The organism is Spelaeicoccus albus (assembly GCF_013409065.1).
GTDB classification, from domain to species: domain Bacteria; phylum Actinomycetota; class Actinomycetes; order Actinomycetales; family Brevibacteriaceae; genus Spelaeicoccus; species Spelaeicoccus albus.
Map to the genome: position 1 here is coordinate 2494799 of NZ_JACBZP010000001.1, position 14118 is coordinate 2508916.

Annotated in this window: 17 protein-coding genes; 11 read left to right on the plus strand and 6 right to left on the minus strand. The window is 62.0% G+C overall.

All coding sequences use genetic code 11. The annotated features are described in order from the left end of the window. The first annotated feature begins 71 nt into the window (after positions 1-71). Positions 72-1868, plus strand: coding sequence for an HNH endonuclease signature motif containing protein (locus tag BJY26_RS11555; protein ID WP_179428414.1), 1797 nt, complete (start codon positions 72-74; stop codon positions 1866-1868). Between the two features lie 34 nt (positions 1869-1902). On the opposite strand, the gene BJY26_RS11560 is transcribed toward BJY26_RS11555, so the two are convergent. After that, positions 1903-2172 (minus strand): exodeoxyribonuclease VII small subunit, encoded by a 270-nt coding sequence (locus tag BJY26_RS11560; protein WP_179428415.1) that lies wholly within the window; start codon positions 2170-2172, stop codon positions 1903-1905. Continuing rightward, positions 2165-3469 (minus strand): exodeoxyribonuclease VII large subunit, encoded by a 1305-nt coding sequence (gene xseA / locus BJY26_RS11565; RefSeq protein ID WP_179428416.1) that lies wholly within the window; start codon positions 3467-3469, stop codon positions 2165-2167. The genes BJY26_RS11560 and xseA overlap by 8 nt, the downstream gene beginning before the upstream one ends. 73 nt (positions 3470-3542) lie before the next feature. Between xseA and BJY26_RS11570 the strand changes: the two genes are divergently transcribed. Together BJY26_RS11570 and BJY26_RS11575 are read left to right on the plus strand one after the other, a co-directional pair. Next, on the plus strand, positions 3543-4223 hold the full coding sequence (locus tag BJY26_RS11570; protein ID WP_179428417.1) for a DUF6264 family protein: 681 nt from the start codon (positions 3543-3545) through the stop codon (positions 4221-4223). A 71-nt stretch (positions 4224-4294) separates the two neighbouring features. Continuing rightward, positions 4295-5332: a 4-hydroxy-3-methylbut-2-enyl diphosphate reductase gene (locus BJY26_RS11575; RefSeq protein ID WP_179429933.1), complete on the plus strand. Its 1038-nt coding sequence runs from the start codon at positions 4295-4297 to the stop codon at positions 5330-5332. Between the two features lie 13 nt (positions 5333-5345). Here the strand turns inward: BJY26_RS11575 and BJY26_RS11580 are convergent, their stop codons facing one another. Then, entirely contained in the window at positions 5346-6500 is a 1155-nt protein-coding gene (locus BJY26_RS11580) for a DNA recombination protein RmuC (RefSeq protein WP_179428418.1), read from the minus strand. A gap of 99 nt (positions 6501-6599) precedes the next feature. On the opposite strand from BJY26_RS11580, the gene ychF reads away from it, so the two are divergent. Next, a complete protein-coding gene (ychF, locus tag BJY26_RS11585; RefSeq protein WP_179428419.1) occupies positions 6600-7685 on the plus strand; it encodes a redox-regulated ATPase YchF in 1086 nt (361 codons plus the stop codon). Between the two features lie 14 nt (positions 7686-7699). Here the strand turns inward: ychF and BJY26_RS11590 are convergent, their stop codons facing one another. Further along, a complete protein-coding gene (locus BJY26_RS11590) occupies positions 7700-8047 on the minus strand; it encodes a VOC family protein (RefSeq protein WP_179428420.1) in 348 nt (115 codons plus the stop codon). 199 nt (positions 8048-8246) lie between these two features. On the opposite strand from BJY26_RS11590, the gene BJY26_RS11595 reads away from it, so the two are divergent. The 5 genes from BJY26_RS11595 (at position 8247) to BJY26_RS11615 (ending at position 11196) form a co-directional block, all read left to right on the plus strand. Next, positions 8247-8693: a P-loop nucleotide/nucleoside kinase family protein gene (locus BJY26_RS11595; protein ID WP_179429934.1), complete on the plus strand. Its 447-nt coding sequence runs from the start codon at positions 8247-8249 to the stop codon at positions 8691-8693. Between the two features lie 174 nt (positions 8694-8867). Continuing rightward, positions 8868-9101 carry a type II toxin-antitoxin system RelE/ParE family toxin gene (locus BJY26_RS19590; protein ID WP_179428421.1) on the plus strand — a complete coding sequence of 78 codons (234 nt, stop codon included), beginning with the start codon at positions 8868-8870 and terminating at the stop codon, positions 9099-9101. 142 nt (positions 9102-9243) lie between these two features. After that, positions 9244-10370, plus strand: a protein-coding gene (locus tag BJY26_RS11605) for an IS3 family transposase (protein WP_179428422.1) whose coding sequence is annotated in 2 segments (ribosomal slippage) — positions 9244-9520 and positions 9520-10370 — 1128 coding nt in all. Because the reading frame shifts where the segments join, the coding sequence is not laid out codon by codon here. Between the two features lie 29 nt (positions 10371-10399). Beyond that, positions 10400-10678: a HigA family addiction module antitoxin gene (locus BJY26_RS11610; RefSeq protein ID WP_218852371.1), complete on the plus strand. Its 279-nt coding sequence runs from the start codon at positions 10400-10402 to the stop codon at positions 10676-10678. Further along, on the plus strand, positions 10675-11196 hold the full coding sequence (locus tag BJY26_RS11615) for a P-loop nucleotide/nucleoside kinase family protein (RefSeq protein WP_179428423.1): 522 nt from the start codon (positions 10675-10677) through the stop codon (positions 11194-11196). Before BJY26_RS11610 ends, BJY26_RS11615 begins: the two co-directional genes overlap by 4 nt. A 65-nt stretch (positions 11197-11261) precedes the next feature. Here BJY26_RS11615 and BJY26_RS11620 read toward each other — a convergent pair whose 3' ends face one another. Beyond that, entirely contained in the window at positions 11262-11555 is a 294-nt protein-coding gene (locus BJY26_RS11620) for a DUF4287 domain-containing protein (protein ID WP_179428424.1), read from the minus strand. 63 nt (positions 11556-11618) lie between these two features. Between BJY26_RS11620 and BJY26_RS11625 the strand changes: the two genes are divergently transcribed. Further along, positions 11619-12248: a TetR/AcrR family transcriptional regulator gene (locus BJY26_RS11625; protein ID WP_179428425.1), complete on the plus strand. Its 630-nt coding sequence runs from the start codon at positions 11619-11621 to the stop codon at positions 12246-12248. 268 nt (positions 12249-12516) lie between these two features. Here BJY26_RS11625 and BJY26_RS11630 read toward each other — a convergent pair whose 3' ends face one another. Continuing rightward, positions 12517-13113 (minus strand): TetR/AcrR family transcriptional regulator, encoded by a 597-nt coding sequence (locus tag BJY26_RS11630; RefSeq protein ID WP_237248968.1) that lies wholly within the window; start codon positions 13111-13113, stop codon positions 12517-12519. A 53-nt stretch (positions 13114-13166) separates the two neighbouring features. Here BJY26_RS11630 and BJY26_RS11635 point away from each other — a divergent pair, with 53 nt between their 5' ends. Continuing rightward, positions 13167-14060 carry an NADP-dependent oxidoreductase gene (locus BJY26_RS11635; protein ID WP_179429937.1) on the plus strand — a complete coding sequence of 298 codons (894 nt, stop codon included), beginning with the start codon at positions 13167-13169 and terminating at the stop codon, positions 14058-14060. Positions 14061-14118: the final 58 nt, after the last annotated feature.

The window sequence follows — 14118 nt, forward strand, 5'->3', positions numbered from 1 at the left end:
TATTCGAACGCATGCACTAGTCTGGTATTAATCGCTTTTCGATGCTGAAGAGTGGCGGAGGGATCCAGACAATGGAATTCGATGAGCAGCAAGCACAGAGAATTCTGGCTGGTCTGCGCCGCCGCCTCGAACCGCGTGATTCCAGGCCGAGCGAACGCTGGGACGTTCCCGGCCTGGCCCGCGGGCGCTCCGAAGGTCCGGACGGTGAGTCATCCCTTGGCGATGCGGATATCGAGGCCGCCATCGATGCGGTCAATCTGGGTTCCGGAATTGTTCGCGAGGTACCCGGCAACGCCCTCACGGATCAGGCGGTCGTGCAGTTGCTGTCCGATGTCGCCGTTGCCAGGCGCCGGCTCGATGCTGCTTACTTGAAAGTCGTGGCGCTCGTCGATCAACGAGACGCGGCGCGTGACTCGGGTGTTGGAGCTCAGACGACGGCGGGCTTGCTCAAGGCAATCGCGGGCGTGGCGCCCGGGAGGGCCAAGGCGGACGTCGCGGATGCCCGAGCGCTTCATGGCGAAGGAGCCGTGAGTGAAAGCGTGCTGGTTCCGGGTAAGTCGGCGCCTGCCGGTCCACTGGCGGACATGAGCGATTTGCTTGCCAAGGGCCGCGTTTCGCTGGCGCATATCGACACGGCGGTTCGTACGTTGAACAAAGTTCCCGAGCATCTCCTCGACGCGGCGATGAACCCCGGAAACGAAGACGACGAGCGCGGAGTTGCCGCGGCGAAATCGGTGCGTGAGAATATCTGCGAATTTTTCGCCGAGAAGGCGCCGTCGACGTCGCCGGAGAATTTGCGAAGGCTCGGCAAGCACCTAGTTGAAGTGCTCGACCCGGACACTGACGACCATTACGATCCCGAATCGTTCAACCGGCGCTCGATGACCATGAGTACCGATATCACCGGAATGGTGTTCGGCACGTATCAGCTTGATCCCGCGGCCGGAGCGGCTTTGCGAGCCGTCTTGGATCCGCTGTCGGCGCCGCACCCTGTTCAGCACGGCGACGACGGTTCGGTAGCCGTGCGGGATACGCGGACACCGGAACAACGCCGCGCCGATGCGCTGTCCGAACTGGCTTCGGCTGCTGCGCCGTTTGTTCCGCGCTGCCACCCGAACCCCGACTGTCGCCGGGATGAAGAAGGCGTCTGGGGCGCCGAACCCGGCACCGGAAACACGCGTGCAGAGGCGCGACAGGCAGCCGATCAGCTGTTCGGGTTGGAAAAGGCGGCAACTGGTAACGGTGCCGCACAGTCCGAAGCGGCATCAAAGCTGCACCCGGGCCGTAGGCCGGCGAGGATCACCGTTATGACGACGGTGGACAAGTTCACGGGCCGCGACCGGACGCCGTCACATTGCTTTCAGACCGGAGACATCGCTCCCGGTACTCTCACGAGGCTCGCCTGCGACGCGTCGTTCGAACGCTTGGTGATGGATGCCCGCGGTGCGGTTTTGGATCTGGGAGTACCTGTGCGACTTGCCTCGCCGGCGCAAAAGCGGGCGATCAGTGGACGCGATAAAGGATGCGTCTTTCCCGGCTGCAACCGGCCGCCGTCGTGGTGTGATGTCCACCATGTGCAATGGTATTCGCGCGGCGGGCCGACCGACGTGGGTAATTTGTGTTTGCTCTGCGCTCAGCATCATTCGCTGATTCACTCGGAAAGCTGGAAGCTCAGAATGATCGATGGCGTTCCGTATGCAAAGCCCGAGCCCGGAACCATCAAGGTGACGGTAGCCGGTGCGGAGCCGACCGTGCTCGATACGTATTCGGCAGGCGGCGACTGGGTCAGGAATTCGTACTTCGACCGCTTGAAAGATACCGAAGAGCTAGGCAGATCGATCACCAGAAGCACAGCCGTGGCGACATAGGTAAAGCGTGCGTCTACCGGCCCGGCACCATACCTTAGCTCGCGGAATGCTTTTCCCCGAGCGCGTCGGAATCATCGTCGCCGGCCGCCTCATTTGATGAATTCTCGGCACGTGCCTTGTCGAGGCGGGCCTTAGCTCCGTCGAGCCACTGCTGGCAACGATCTGCAAGAGCTTCGCCTCGTTCCCACAAGGCGAGCGACTGTTCCAGGCTGATGCCGCCGGCTTCAAGCTGTCGGACCACGCCGACGAGCTCGTCGCGGGCCTCTTCGTACTTCAACTCGGCGACCGGGCGAGTATCACTCATTGTCATTCCTTTCGGTGGTGTCCGTGACCTTGGCCCGCAAGCTGCCTGCCGACACGCGGATTTTCAACTGATCATCAACCTCGACATCGGCAGGGTCGCGGACGACGTCGCCGGAGTCGTTTTGAACGACCGCGTAGCCCCTGTCCAGGGTCTTTTGCGGCGAAAGTGCGATTACTTGAGCGCGAAAATGCTCGATGCGATCCGATTCGGAGTTGAGCCGAACCGTCATGGCCAACTGGCCGCGCTCACGGAGCTGGCGAACCTCGGCATCGTGGGCCGTCATCATGGAACCGGGATCGGCGAGAACGGGCCGCGAACGGATCGTGTCCAAACGCTCTTGCTCACGCTGGACGAGTCCCAACACGGCACGGGACAGCCCCGCCCGCGCATTGGCCAGGCCCGTGAATTCCTCCGCCACGTCCGGGACGACGCGCTTCGCCGCGTCCGTCGGGGTGGATGCACGCGAATCCGCGACCTCATCGAGCAATGGGCGATCGGCCTCGTGCCCGATAGCCGAAACAATCGGAGTCGCGGCCCGTGACACCGCCCGGACGAGCGATTCATTGCTGAAGGAGAGTAAGTCCTCCATCGAGCCTCCGCCACGGGCGATGACGATGACGTCGATTGCGGGATCGGCGTCGAGCTCGGTGAGTGCGCGCATGACTTGACTGACTGCGTCCGCGCCTTGGACTGCTACTTCGCGTACCTCGAACTGCACAGCCGGCCAGCGACGCTCGGAATTCTGCAAGACGTCCTTCATGGCGTCTGAATCTCTGCCGGTGATGAGACCGACGCAGGACGGAAGGAACGGCAGTTTTTTCTTCCTCTCCGGTGCGAAGAGTCCTTCGCTATCGAGGAGACGTCGCAACGCTTCGATTCGTGCCAGTAGCTCACCGATGCCGACCGGGCGGATGTCGTTGGCCCGCATCGACAGCCGACCCGTCTTCTGCCAGAAATCCGCTTTGACACTGACGACAACGTGAGCACCCTTCTCCGGTGGGGTGCCGAGCCGGTCAAGAACGTTCGACCACACGTGTACGGGCAGCGACATCTCGACGTCGGTGTCGCGCAGCGTCATGAATGTGGACTTGGCCCGCCGCGACAATTCGACTATCTGGCCCTCGACCCACACGGTCGACATCCGAGCGATGTATTCCTTCATTTTCGTCGAGAGGAGACGGACCGGCCACGGATTCTCGGCTGTCGTCTCGGCGGCAGTCGTCGCGAGTTTCCGGGGCTGAGCACCGCTCGTACCCAAAACCGACGGGGCACCGGAAATCTTGCCGGGATCGGACATGCGACTCCCTTCCACATTTCGCCGCCGGTTCCGTTGTTGGTGCGGACGGCTCCACTACAACTACCATGGAAGTGTGACACCAACGAATGAGGCGAACGAGGCGAACGCTCGCCCGAAGTACGGACTTTACGCGACACCGGAAGAGCAGCGGGCAAGTATCAAGGAGCCCGACAAATATTTCGACGAATTCCAGGCCGCTGCACTGGGCGGGGGCGGAGTTGACGCCTCGGCGGCAGCGGCGCCCACAAGCATGGGCAGTCAGACCGACGCGCGCCGAACGGACGCCGCACGAACCGGCAGCTCGCAGGCCCGCAATTCGCAGGCCCATAATGCCGCCGCCGGAAAACCGGCTCCGACGCAATCGACACATGCCGCCGACGGCTTCGCCCACCACCCGGTAGACAGGGTGACTACGTTCATCTTGCTGGCCATCGGATTGTTCTTTTCGGTGGCGATTGTTCCCGGCATGCTGCATCCGGCCGATGCAATTAATGCCAGCTATCAGCAGTTCGGTCTCGGGTCATACGAAGCCACGGGCGTGACAAAAGTCGTCGGCGTCGGCATCGCATTCTTTTATATTGTCGGTTGGCTATACGCAGCATTCAGCTCGATGGCCCGCCTCCGTAAGGGCCGTTACGCCTGGTGGATACCGGCAGTAACCGGAGTGGTCGTCTGGATTCTCACCATGATCGGCTTCGCCGTACTGATGCTGACGGATCCGTCGTTTATGAGCTATGCCACTTCCGGCAAGTAAATCTGAGCCTATCCGACCTGGAGAATTACGATAGAAGAGTGACTACTTCGATAAGCCTGCCGACGCCGAGCATGCCACGTAAGCGTCGCGACCCTTCCGAGATCGCACCGCCCGCAAAGGGGGCGAAGCGAGTGCTGCTGGCCTCGCCGCGCGGTTACTGCGCAGGTGTAGACCGGGCGGTTGTCGCCGTTGAAAAGGCGCTCGACCATTACGGGCCGCCCGTCTACGTGCGCAAACAGATTGTGCACAACTTGCACGTCGTTGACACGCTCGCCGAACGCGGAGCCATTTTCGTGGAGGAGACCGACGAGGTGCCCGAGGGGGCCCGAGTCGTATTTTCCGCGCACGGCGTGTCACCTGAGGTCCACCGTTCGGCGGAAGCACGCGGCCTGCAAACTATCGACGCGACATGTCCGCTCGTGACGAAGGTGCACAAGGAAGCCGTCCGGTATGCGCGTAATGATTACGACATCCTGCTGGTCGGTCACGACGGTCACGAAGAGGTCGAGGGCACGGCGGGCGAGGCTCCGGAGAATATCCAACTCGTTCAAGGCCCGGACGATGTCGACGCCGTTACGGTGCGCGATCCCGACAAAGTTGTGTGGTTGTCGCAGACGACGCTTTCCGTCGACGAAACGATGGAGACGGTTCGCCGTCTGCGCGAGAAGTTCCCCAATCTTGAGGATCCGCCGAGCGACGACATCTGTTACGCGACGCAGAATCGTCAGGTAGCCGTGAAAAAGATCGCTGGCGAGTCAGATCTCGTGCTGGTGGTCGGTTCTGCCAATTCATCAAATTCCGTGCGCCTTGTGGAAGTCGCGCTCGAGCATGGCGCAACAGCTGCCCACCGGGTGGATTTTGCTCGTGAGATCGATGAGGAGTGGTTCAACGGAATCGCGACCATCGGCGTCACGTCGGGCGCATCGGTTCCGGATGTGCTCGTGCAGCAGGTGCTCAAAGTACTGGCCGACTATGGGTACGGCGACGTGGAACCGGTGATTACCGCCGAAGAAGATCTGATGTTCTCGCTGCCGCGCGAGTTGCGACGCGATTTGAAGGCAGCCGGCGCCGATATCACGAATAAGCGCTCACAACCCGGCGACTTGTAATCGCGCCGGGCCGTTACGCGCTCCTGTCGTTGTTGGCGCGGTCGGCCTCGCGCTCGAACGCGGCGTCCAGCAGTTCGGGCGCGCCCAGACCGCGCGTCGCAGCGGACAGCGGGTCGACCGGATCGATCGGCGCATCGGACAAATCGAGATCCTTCAGCCTGCGCGCGCTGACGAACACACGCGACTCCATAGTGCCGATCAGTCGGTTATAGTCCTCGACGGCCCGCGTCAGCGACCCGCCCATTTTCGACAGATGCGACGACATCGTGCCAAGGCGATCGTAGAGCTCGCGTCCGACGGTGAAGAGTTCTTTCGCCGACCCGTTCAAGGCGTCGTGCTGCCAGGTGAGCGCGACGGTTCGCAATAACGCCAGCAAGGTACCAGGAGTGGCAAGCACGACCTTCTTGGCCATGGCGTACTCCATGAGTGTCGCATCGGCTTGGCACGCCGCAGCAAGGAACGATTCGCCGGGTATGAAGCAGACGACCAAGTCCGGACTTGGCGTGAACGCGGCCCAGTATTCCTTGGCGGCGAGGGTGTCGACATGCGAACGGAGGGCGCGGGCGTGCTCGGCCAGCTGTGCGGAGTCGACGGTGCCGGGCGATTCGCTGGCCCGGAGGAAGGCCGCCAGCGGAGCTTTAGCATCGACCACGAGCTGTTTGCGCCCGGGGAGCCGGACGACGAGATCGGGCCGCACCGTTGCGCCGTCCGGCGTTCGTGCAGTCGTCTGTACATCAAAGTCGACCCGCTCGAGCATTCCGGCGTGCTCCACAACGCGGCGTAGCTGCACTTCGCCCCAGCTGCCGCGCGAGCTTGAGGCGCGCAGTGCGCCACTCAGCTGCTCGGTCGTCGTCCGGAGTGCTTCGCCGGATGCCGCGACCTGCGCAAGCTGAGTATCGAGGCGAGCGTATTGCTCGGTGCGGTCGCGCTCGAGGGTGTCGACTTGGCGTTCGACCCGCCGCATGCTTTGCGCCAGCGGGCCGAGAGCGCCGGCGATCTCTGTGGTGAAGCCGGCATCGGCTTCGAGATCGTCCACGCGGCGGGCCAGCATTGTGCGCTCGGTTTCAACGGCGATGCGCCGTGTGCGGGCGAGGACGGCAGCGACGGCGAAGCCGAGGATTGCGCCGATGAGGAGCGCGACGATGGCTGTGACAACTAGGGAAGTCATGGTTTTACTGTGTCATCCGGCACCGACATAGCGGCGGATCTTCGCGCACGGCACGCCCGAAGATGCCCGGGAAGTAGATCTTCGGTAGATTTTGCTGTTGTGGCTTTAACTATCGGAATCGTCGGATTGCCCAACGTCGGCAAGTCCACTCTCTTCAATGCATTGACCCGAAATCAGGTGCTCGCCGCGAACTATCCGTTCGCAACCATCGAACCGAACGTTGGCGTCGTGTCGCTGCCGGACTCTCGGCTGGACACTCTGGCGGAGATGTTCCATTCGGAAAAGACGATTCCGGCGGCCGTGTCGTTCGTCGACATCGCCGGTATCGTACGCGGCGCCAGCGAAGGCGAGGGGCTTGGCAACCAGTTTTTGGCGAACATTCGCGAGGCCGATGCGATCTGCCAGGTCATTCGCGGCTTTCATGACTCCGATGTGGTGCACGTCGAAGGCAAGGTATCGCCGAAAGACGATATCGAGACGATCAATTCCGAGTTGATCCTCGCCGACCTGCAGACTGTCGAGAACGCGTTGCCGAGGCTTGAGAAAGAGGTCAAGCAAAAGCGCACCGCCCCGGAGGTGCTGGCAACGGCGCAAAAGGCGGCGGAGATTCTGGGGGAGGGGCGGACGCTTTACTCGGCTACTCACGACAGTGGATTCGACGGCGCGCCCATCAAGGAATTGTCACTGATGTCCGCCAAGCCCTTCTTGTACGTATACAACGTGGACGACGAAGTGCTGGGTGATGAGGCACAGATGCAGCAGTTGCGCGAGCTGGTGTCTCCGGTCGAAGCGATCTTCTTGGATGCGAAGTTCGAGGCGGAACTCGTGGATCTCGAGCCCGAGGAAGCGAAGGAGATGCTTGAGTCGACGGGCCAGGACGAACCCGGACTCGATCAACTTGCGCGTGTCGGATTCGACACGCTCGGGCTTCAGACGTATCTGACGGCGGGTCCGAAGGAATCGCGGGCGTGGACGATCCACAAGGGCGATACCGCTCCGCAGGCAGCGGGCGTTATTCACACGGATTTCCAAAAAGGATTCATCAAGGCGGAGATCGTCTCGTTCGACGAGCTTGTCGACGCCGGCGGTATGGCCGAGGCGAAGTCCCGCGGCAAGGTCCGCATGGAAGGCAAGGATTACGTGATGGCGGACGGCGACGTGGTCGAGTTTAGGTTCAATGTGTAGTCAGCGTCGGGGCTTCAGCTCGAATGCATGCCGACATTGATCACATTTCCTGATCCATCGCGATAGAAGAATCGCGTGACGCCCCAATTCTCTGCCGTGATTGGATAAATTATCTCGACTCCAGTTGCGACAGCGCGTTCGTAAGCCACGTTGACATCGTCGACGAAGACGGAGACGCTGGGATTCTCAGGAGCCTTGGCATCTGCCGCGACGATGCTCAGCTGATGTCCTTCGGAATCGGCCAGGGTGACGATCCAGCCATGGTCCATCACAACCTCGAGTCCCAGAGTCGCGACGTGCTCGTCTATCGTTCGGCGGAGGTCTGAAGCACTCAGATCGGGGACGATGCGCTCAATGTTCATTACAGCATCCTCCCTTGGATTGGGGGCATCGAACCAGAGGTTGGTCTGTGCCGGAACTCGGTGGAGTTCCGCTTCAACGTGTAGCTGAGTTCCGGTTGCACGGGATGCGAGCTCTTCCCGCGAGCACAGCATCAGGGCGGTTCAAGAAACCGGCCAGGTGCGTGCCCGTAGGCTGGGACGCATGGCTCGGGTCGTCTTCATGTGCGGACCGGCGGGCTCGGGCAAGTCGACCGTCGCTCGTCGGATGGAGGCAGACGGCTTCGTTCGGCTCTCGTTCGATCAAGAGGCCTGGGAGAGAGGCATCCGACACATGCCGCTGACAGATGATGCCAATCGCGAAATCGAGATCCAGCTCCGACGCCGGCTCGTGGACCTCGTCGAAGGCGGACATGAGGTCGTGCTGGACTTCTCGTTCTGGTCGCGCGCCATGCGGGAGGAGTGGCGGCAGGTGCTGGAACCGTTCGGAGTGGTTCCTGAGACGATTTACCTTCCGACTGACCGCGCGACGTGCTTGCGGCGCGTGGAAGCGCGTGGACGCACCCACGACGGCGACTTCGACTTGGATGCAGCGACCGCCGCAACCTACTTCGATCACTTCGAAACCCCGGATCCTGATGAAGGGCCCGTGATCGTGCTTGAGGTGTGACCCGTCGGCCAGGATTGGCCTGGGGGCGACGAGATGCTTGACTGTCAGGCGCGTCAATCGCCGAATCCAAGAGGTAGGTATCTGCCAGAACTAAAGGTTATTCGGCTACGTAACGTGGTCGAGTTCCGGTTTAACGTATAGCGTTATTGACGCACTCCGTTATATACTGGTGTTGTGATCAGATCGTTCGGCAGCAAGGACGCCGAACGCATCTGGCATGAGCAGTACATCAAGCGCGTCGGGACGGTGCAACGAGCGGCTCTGCGGATCCCGCCGGGATATCGCCTGGAGCGGCTCGTCGGTAATCGTCGTGGTCAGCACGGCATCCGCGTCAATGCGCAGTGGCGTCTGTGCGTCGTCTGGAGAGCGGGAGGTGCGGACGGTGTCGAACTCGTCGACTACCACTGAGAGCGACCTGATCGAGCCGATCCATCCGGGGGAGATCCTGATGGAGGACTTCTGAACTGGACCCGGTTTTTTGGGCAGTGTGTTGAGTGGAGAGTTGCCTTGTTATTTTGACCTGTTGGTCGAATGAAGGGAGCTCTTTTTCATGTCACGTAAACGCAGGAATCATTCGCCGTCGTTTAAGGCCAAGGTCGCTTTGGCGGCGGTGCGTGAGGATCAGACGCTGGCCCAGTTGGCCGGGCGGTTCGACGTTCATCCGAATCAGATCACCGCGTGGAAACGGCAACTGCTCGATAACGTTGCCACCACGTTCGAGTCGGAGAAACAATCGGCAGACAACACGGCGAAAGTCACCGAGTTGTATGCGAAGAACGGCGAATTGACGGTCGAGCGCGATTTTTTAGATCGCGGACTGTCTCGCTTCGACGGGAAGTGAGACAGTCGGTGATCGATCCAGGCGAGAAACTCTCGGTAGTGCGCCAGTGTGAACTGCTGGATGTGGCCCGGTCGAGCTACTACTACCGTCACCGCCCGGTACCCGACGGCGACCTGGACGTGATGGGCCGGATCGACGCGATCCACCTCGAGCGCCCGTTCCTGGGCAGTCGCCGAATCGCCGACGAGCTGACCGACGACGGGCTGCCGATCAACCGCAAACGCGTCCAACGGCTGATGCGCACCATGGGCATCACCGCGCTGTATCCGAAGCCGCGCACCAGCAGGCCGGCCCCAGGGCACCGCGTCTACCCGTACCTGCTGCGCGGACTGACCATCGACCGGCCCGGCCAGGTCTGGTCAACCGACATTACGTATGTGCCGATGGCCCACGGGTTCCTCTACCTGGTCGCGGTCATGGACTGGTACTCCCGCAAGGTCCTCGCCTGGCGGCTGTCGAACACGATGGAAGCCGGGTTCTGCGTCGACGCGCTGACCGAGGCGTTGGGCAATCACGGGCCGCCGGAAATATTCAACACCGACCAAGGCGCCCAGTTCACCAGCGACGACTTCACCGGCGTGCTGACCGATCACGGGGTGCGAATCAGCATGGACGGACGCCGCCGATGGGTCGACAACGTGTTCATCGAACGGCTCTGGAGATCGGTGAAATACGAAGAGATCTACCTCAAGGCCTACGACAACGGGATCCAAGCTCGGCAGTCACTGGAAGCGTATTTCCGCTACTACAACCGGCGGCGCCGCCACCAGAGCCTTGACCGGACCACGCCGGACCAGATGTACTATCAGGACCAGCCGTTGCCACAAGCGGCATAATTGGACGGCAACGCTCCACTCAAAAATCATTGTGGACTGTCCAACCGATCGGGTCCACCTCATTCATCGAGAGCTTCGGGATTACCCAGAACAAGCTCGCCGTGTCCATCGGTGTGCCGCCGCGCCGGATCAACGAGATCGTGCACGGCAAGCGGGGCATCACTGCAGACACGGCGATTCGCCTGGCGCGGTACTTCGGGACATCCGAGGAGTTCTGGATGAACCTGCAGTCGAACTATGAGCTGCAGATCGAGCGACGCGCGCTACGTGACAAGGTCGCGGCAATTACGCCGCTGCAGGACGCGTGACCGGTCGCCTCGTCGTCCTCTCCGGCCTCCCCGGGGTCGGAAAGACGACCATCGCCGAGATCGTCGCTTCGCGCACGGGGTCGGTCCACCTGTCCATCGACGAGGTAGAAGAGTCGATCCTTGCCTGCGGTCTGCCGTCAGGTTGGAAAGTCGGTGTTGCCGCGTACGAGGCGACATGTGCGATGGCAGAGCAGAATCTGCGGCTTGGCCACGATGTCGTCGTCGATGCTGTCAATGACAGTGAAGAGGCTCGGCAGACCTGGCGCACTGCGGCCTCGCGAACAGGTTCACATATCGACTTCGTGTACCTCGTGGTCTCCGATGTGCAGGACCACGAGAGACGGCTCGGCGGCAGGAATCGCGGTCTCGCCCATGTCGGCGAGCCGTCCTGGTCGAGCGTGCAACGTCGTCGAGACGACTACGCAGTGTGGTCCCATGACGTCCTGAACTTCGACACGGCGGCGCAGACAGCGGACGAAATTGCAGACACACTCACCGCGCGCCTCAGCACAAGATGACGCCCCCAACGCTGATGGTTCTCCGTACCGGAACTCGGTCGAGTGACGGCCGGGGCGAAGTGCGGTCAGTCGGCCGGTTTTGTGGCGATGCCATCGAGCCACAGTGTCTCGGTCTCGTCGCGGTGGGTGCCGTCAGATCCGACGTGCTTGGTGCCGATCGTCGGACCTTTCTGAATGACGTGCACGAGTGCCATGCCGTGGCCGCGACCGAGACCGTAGTCTTCCTTGAGCCAGACGAGGATCTCTCCAGCTTTCACGCCGGTCCGGTCGAGTCCTTTCTCGCAGGCAATTCCGACGAGTTGGCGTGGCGTGAGGCCGGTCTTCTTCTCGATTGTGTCGAGGTACGCCTGGAACGACATGAAAACTCCTTTGATCCATCGAGTACCGATCGGTACTTGCTTTGAGAGTACTATCTAGTACTAATGAATGACAAGACCTCGAAGCCGGTTTCGGCACAGATGCGCGCACAGATTCTGGACGCGGCGCTGACGGTGTTCATCGCGAACGGATACGTCGGCACGAGCACTGATCGCCTCGCCGCGGCGGCGTCCGTGTCCAAACAGACTCTCTACCGAGCCTTCGGCGACAAGGAAGGTATATTCACTGCACTGATCCTGTCGGTGTGCGAACAGGTCAACGACCCGTTCGCACCGATGATCGAGCGGATGAAGACCGCGGACGGCGCGGCGTCCGCGGTGCATCTGCTTGCCGGAGAATTCAGCGGCCTCATTCTGTCTCCGCAGACTCAGCAACTGCGCCGGCTCGTGATCGCGGAGGCAGCGCGGTTCCCGGCGCTCGGCCGCTTGTATTGGGAGAGCGGCTTCGAACGGATGCTCGGCTCCATCGGTCAGTGTCTGGCAGTACTCGATGAACGAGGGCTTCTCAGCGTGCCGTCGCCGCCGCTCGCGGCGGAGCACTTCGCAGGCTTGTTGCTCTGGATACCGGCAAACCGCGCAATGTTCCTGAGCAATGCTCGCGTAGCTGATGCCGAACAGCAGGCCACCGTCGTGAAGGCTGGGACAGAGGCTTTTCTTCGTGCCTATGCGGCGTAGCCATGCGCGTGTCGCGGCATGCGGAGGGGGCATGAGCGCAGCATGCGAGCGGAATGCCCAAAGGACTACTGCGAGATCCGGAGCGCTGCCAGCCGTGCTCCGCAGGTGTTTCTACGTGCCGGAACTCGGTGGAGTTCCGGTTCAACATCCAGCATGTGAAGTGATCGCAGCGCGGCCACAAGTCCGTTTACTGTACGAGCTCGCCATCCGGCGCTTGAGACAGAGTGGTGGACGGAGCTGGAGTGCAACCGGTGGGATGCGCTCCTGGTTACTGCTCCTGTGAAGGTCGGGCCGCTGACCACGCGGCCCCGATCATGTGGAAGGCCTCGTCGAGGGCGGCCTCCGGGTCTGCCGACTGCCGTGCGAGCGTGAAGGCCGCCATGGCGAAGCGAGCGATCGTGTCGGAGGCGACCTCAGATGTGTGGAGATCCGGCGCTGCTTGGATCGCTGCAGCGAGCGCGTGCGCATATCGCAGCTCGAGGATCTGGGCATAGGTCGAGAGTTCCGGGCTCTGCTCGATCATCGTCCAGATCCCGGTCGCATCCCCAGTTGTGCAGTGTTGAACAAGGGTCCGGATCTCCTCGTGTAGTGCGCAGATCACCGAAGCCCCCTGATCGCGCTCGGCGACCGCAGCGACGAGGCGGGTCTCGAAATCGGCGGCCTGTTCGAACACCAGGGCTTCCTTCGACGGGAAGTGTGCGAAGAGGGTCGTGACGGCCACATCGGCTTCGACGGCGATCTCCCGGATGCCCACAGACTCGTACCCGCGTTCGCGGAACATCCGCAGGGCGGCATCGGCGATCCCGCGTCGCGTGGCTGCCTTCTTCCGCTCGCGACGACCGGTGGGCTGGGGTTCGTTGATCACTATGAAAGTGTACCGGATACAAAACACTAACCGTTAGTGTTAATGTGAGCGGCATGAAGAAAATCATCTACACGCGCTTCGGCGGCCCGGACGTACTCCATCTCGTCGACAGCGAGGTGCCGCGCCCGGGCCCCGGGCAGTTGCGGATTGCGGTCCGGGCGGCCGCGGTGAACGCCTTTGACTGGCGAGTTCGTGAAGGCCAGAAGCTCGGTGCGCACCCGGTGCAGCTACCGGCCGGTCTCGGGCTGGACGGGTCGGGGGTGGTAGAGAAGGTGGGAGAGGGGGTCACGGATGTCGAGGTCGGTGACGCCGTCTTCGGTGAAGGGATCGAGACTTACGCCGAGTCGGCACTGATGTCGCATTGGCATTTGATGCCGGCTGAGCTGACCTTTGCGGAAGCCGCCGGCTATCCGTCTGTCGTCGAGACGGCGCTGCGCGTGCTTGACGAGGTCGGGGTCCATGCTGGTGAGACCCTCCTGGTCAGTGGTGCCGCCGGAGGTGTCGGTTCCGCGGTGGTTCAGATCGCCCGATCTCGCGACATCTCGGTAATCGGTACTGCACGACGGGCGAACCATGACTATCTGCGCAGCCTCGGCGTGCTGGTGACAACATATGACGAGGGCTGGGCCGACCGCGTGCGCCGTCTCGGTCGCGTCGACGCCGCCCTGGACCTTGCGGGAGCAGGGATCATCCAGCAGCTGGTGGAACTCACCGGCACTCCGGATCGCGTGCTCACGACCGCGGATCTGGATGCCCCGAAGTTCGGCGTTCGCTTTTCCGGATCGGCGGGCGATGTGCACGCGGCTCTTGTTGAGGCTGCTCGACTGATCGCGGATGGAGTTTTGCGGATCCCGGTGACCCAGACCTACACGCTGTCTGAGGCCGCAGCGGCCCATATCGACAGCCAAGCTGGACATACCAGAGGACGGCGCATCATTGTGGTGTGACCCGCTGTGGGTGGGAACCCCGGCGGTCACTCGGCGGACGGTTGCGGGAGAGAGCGCC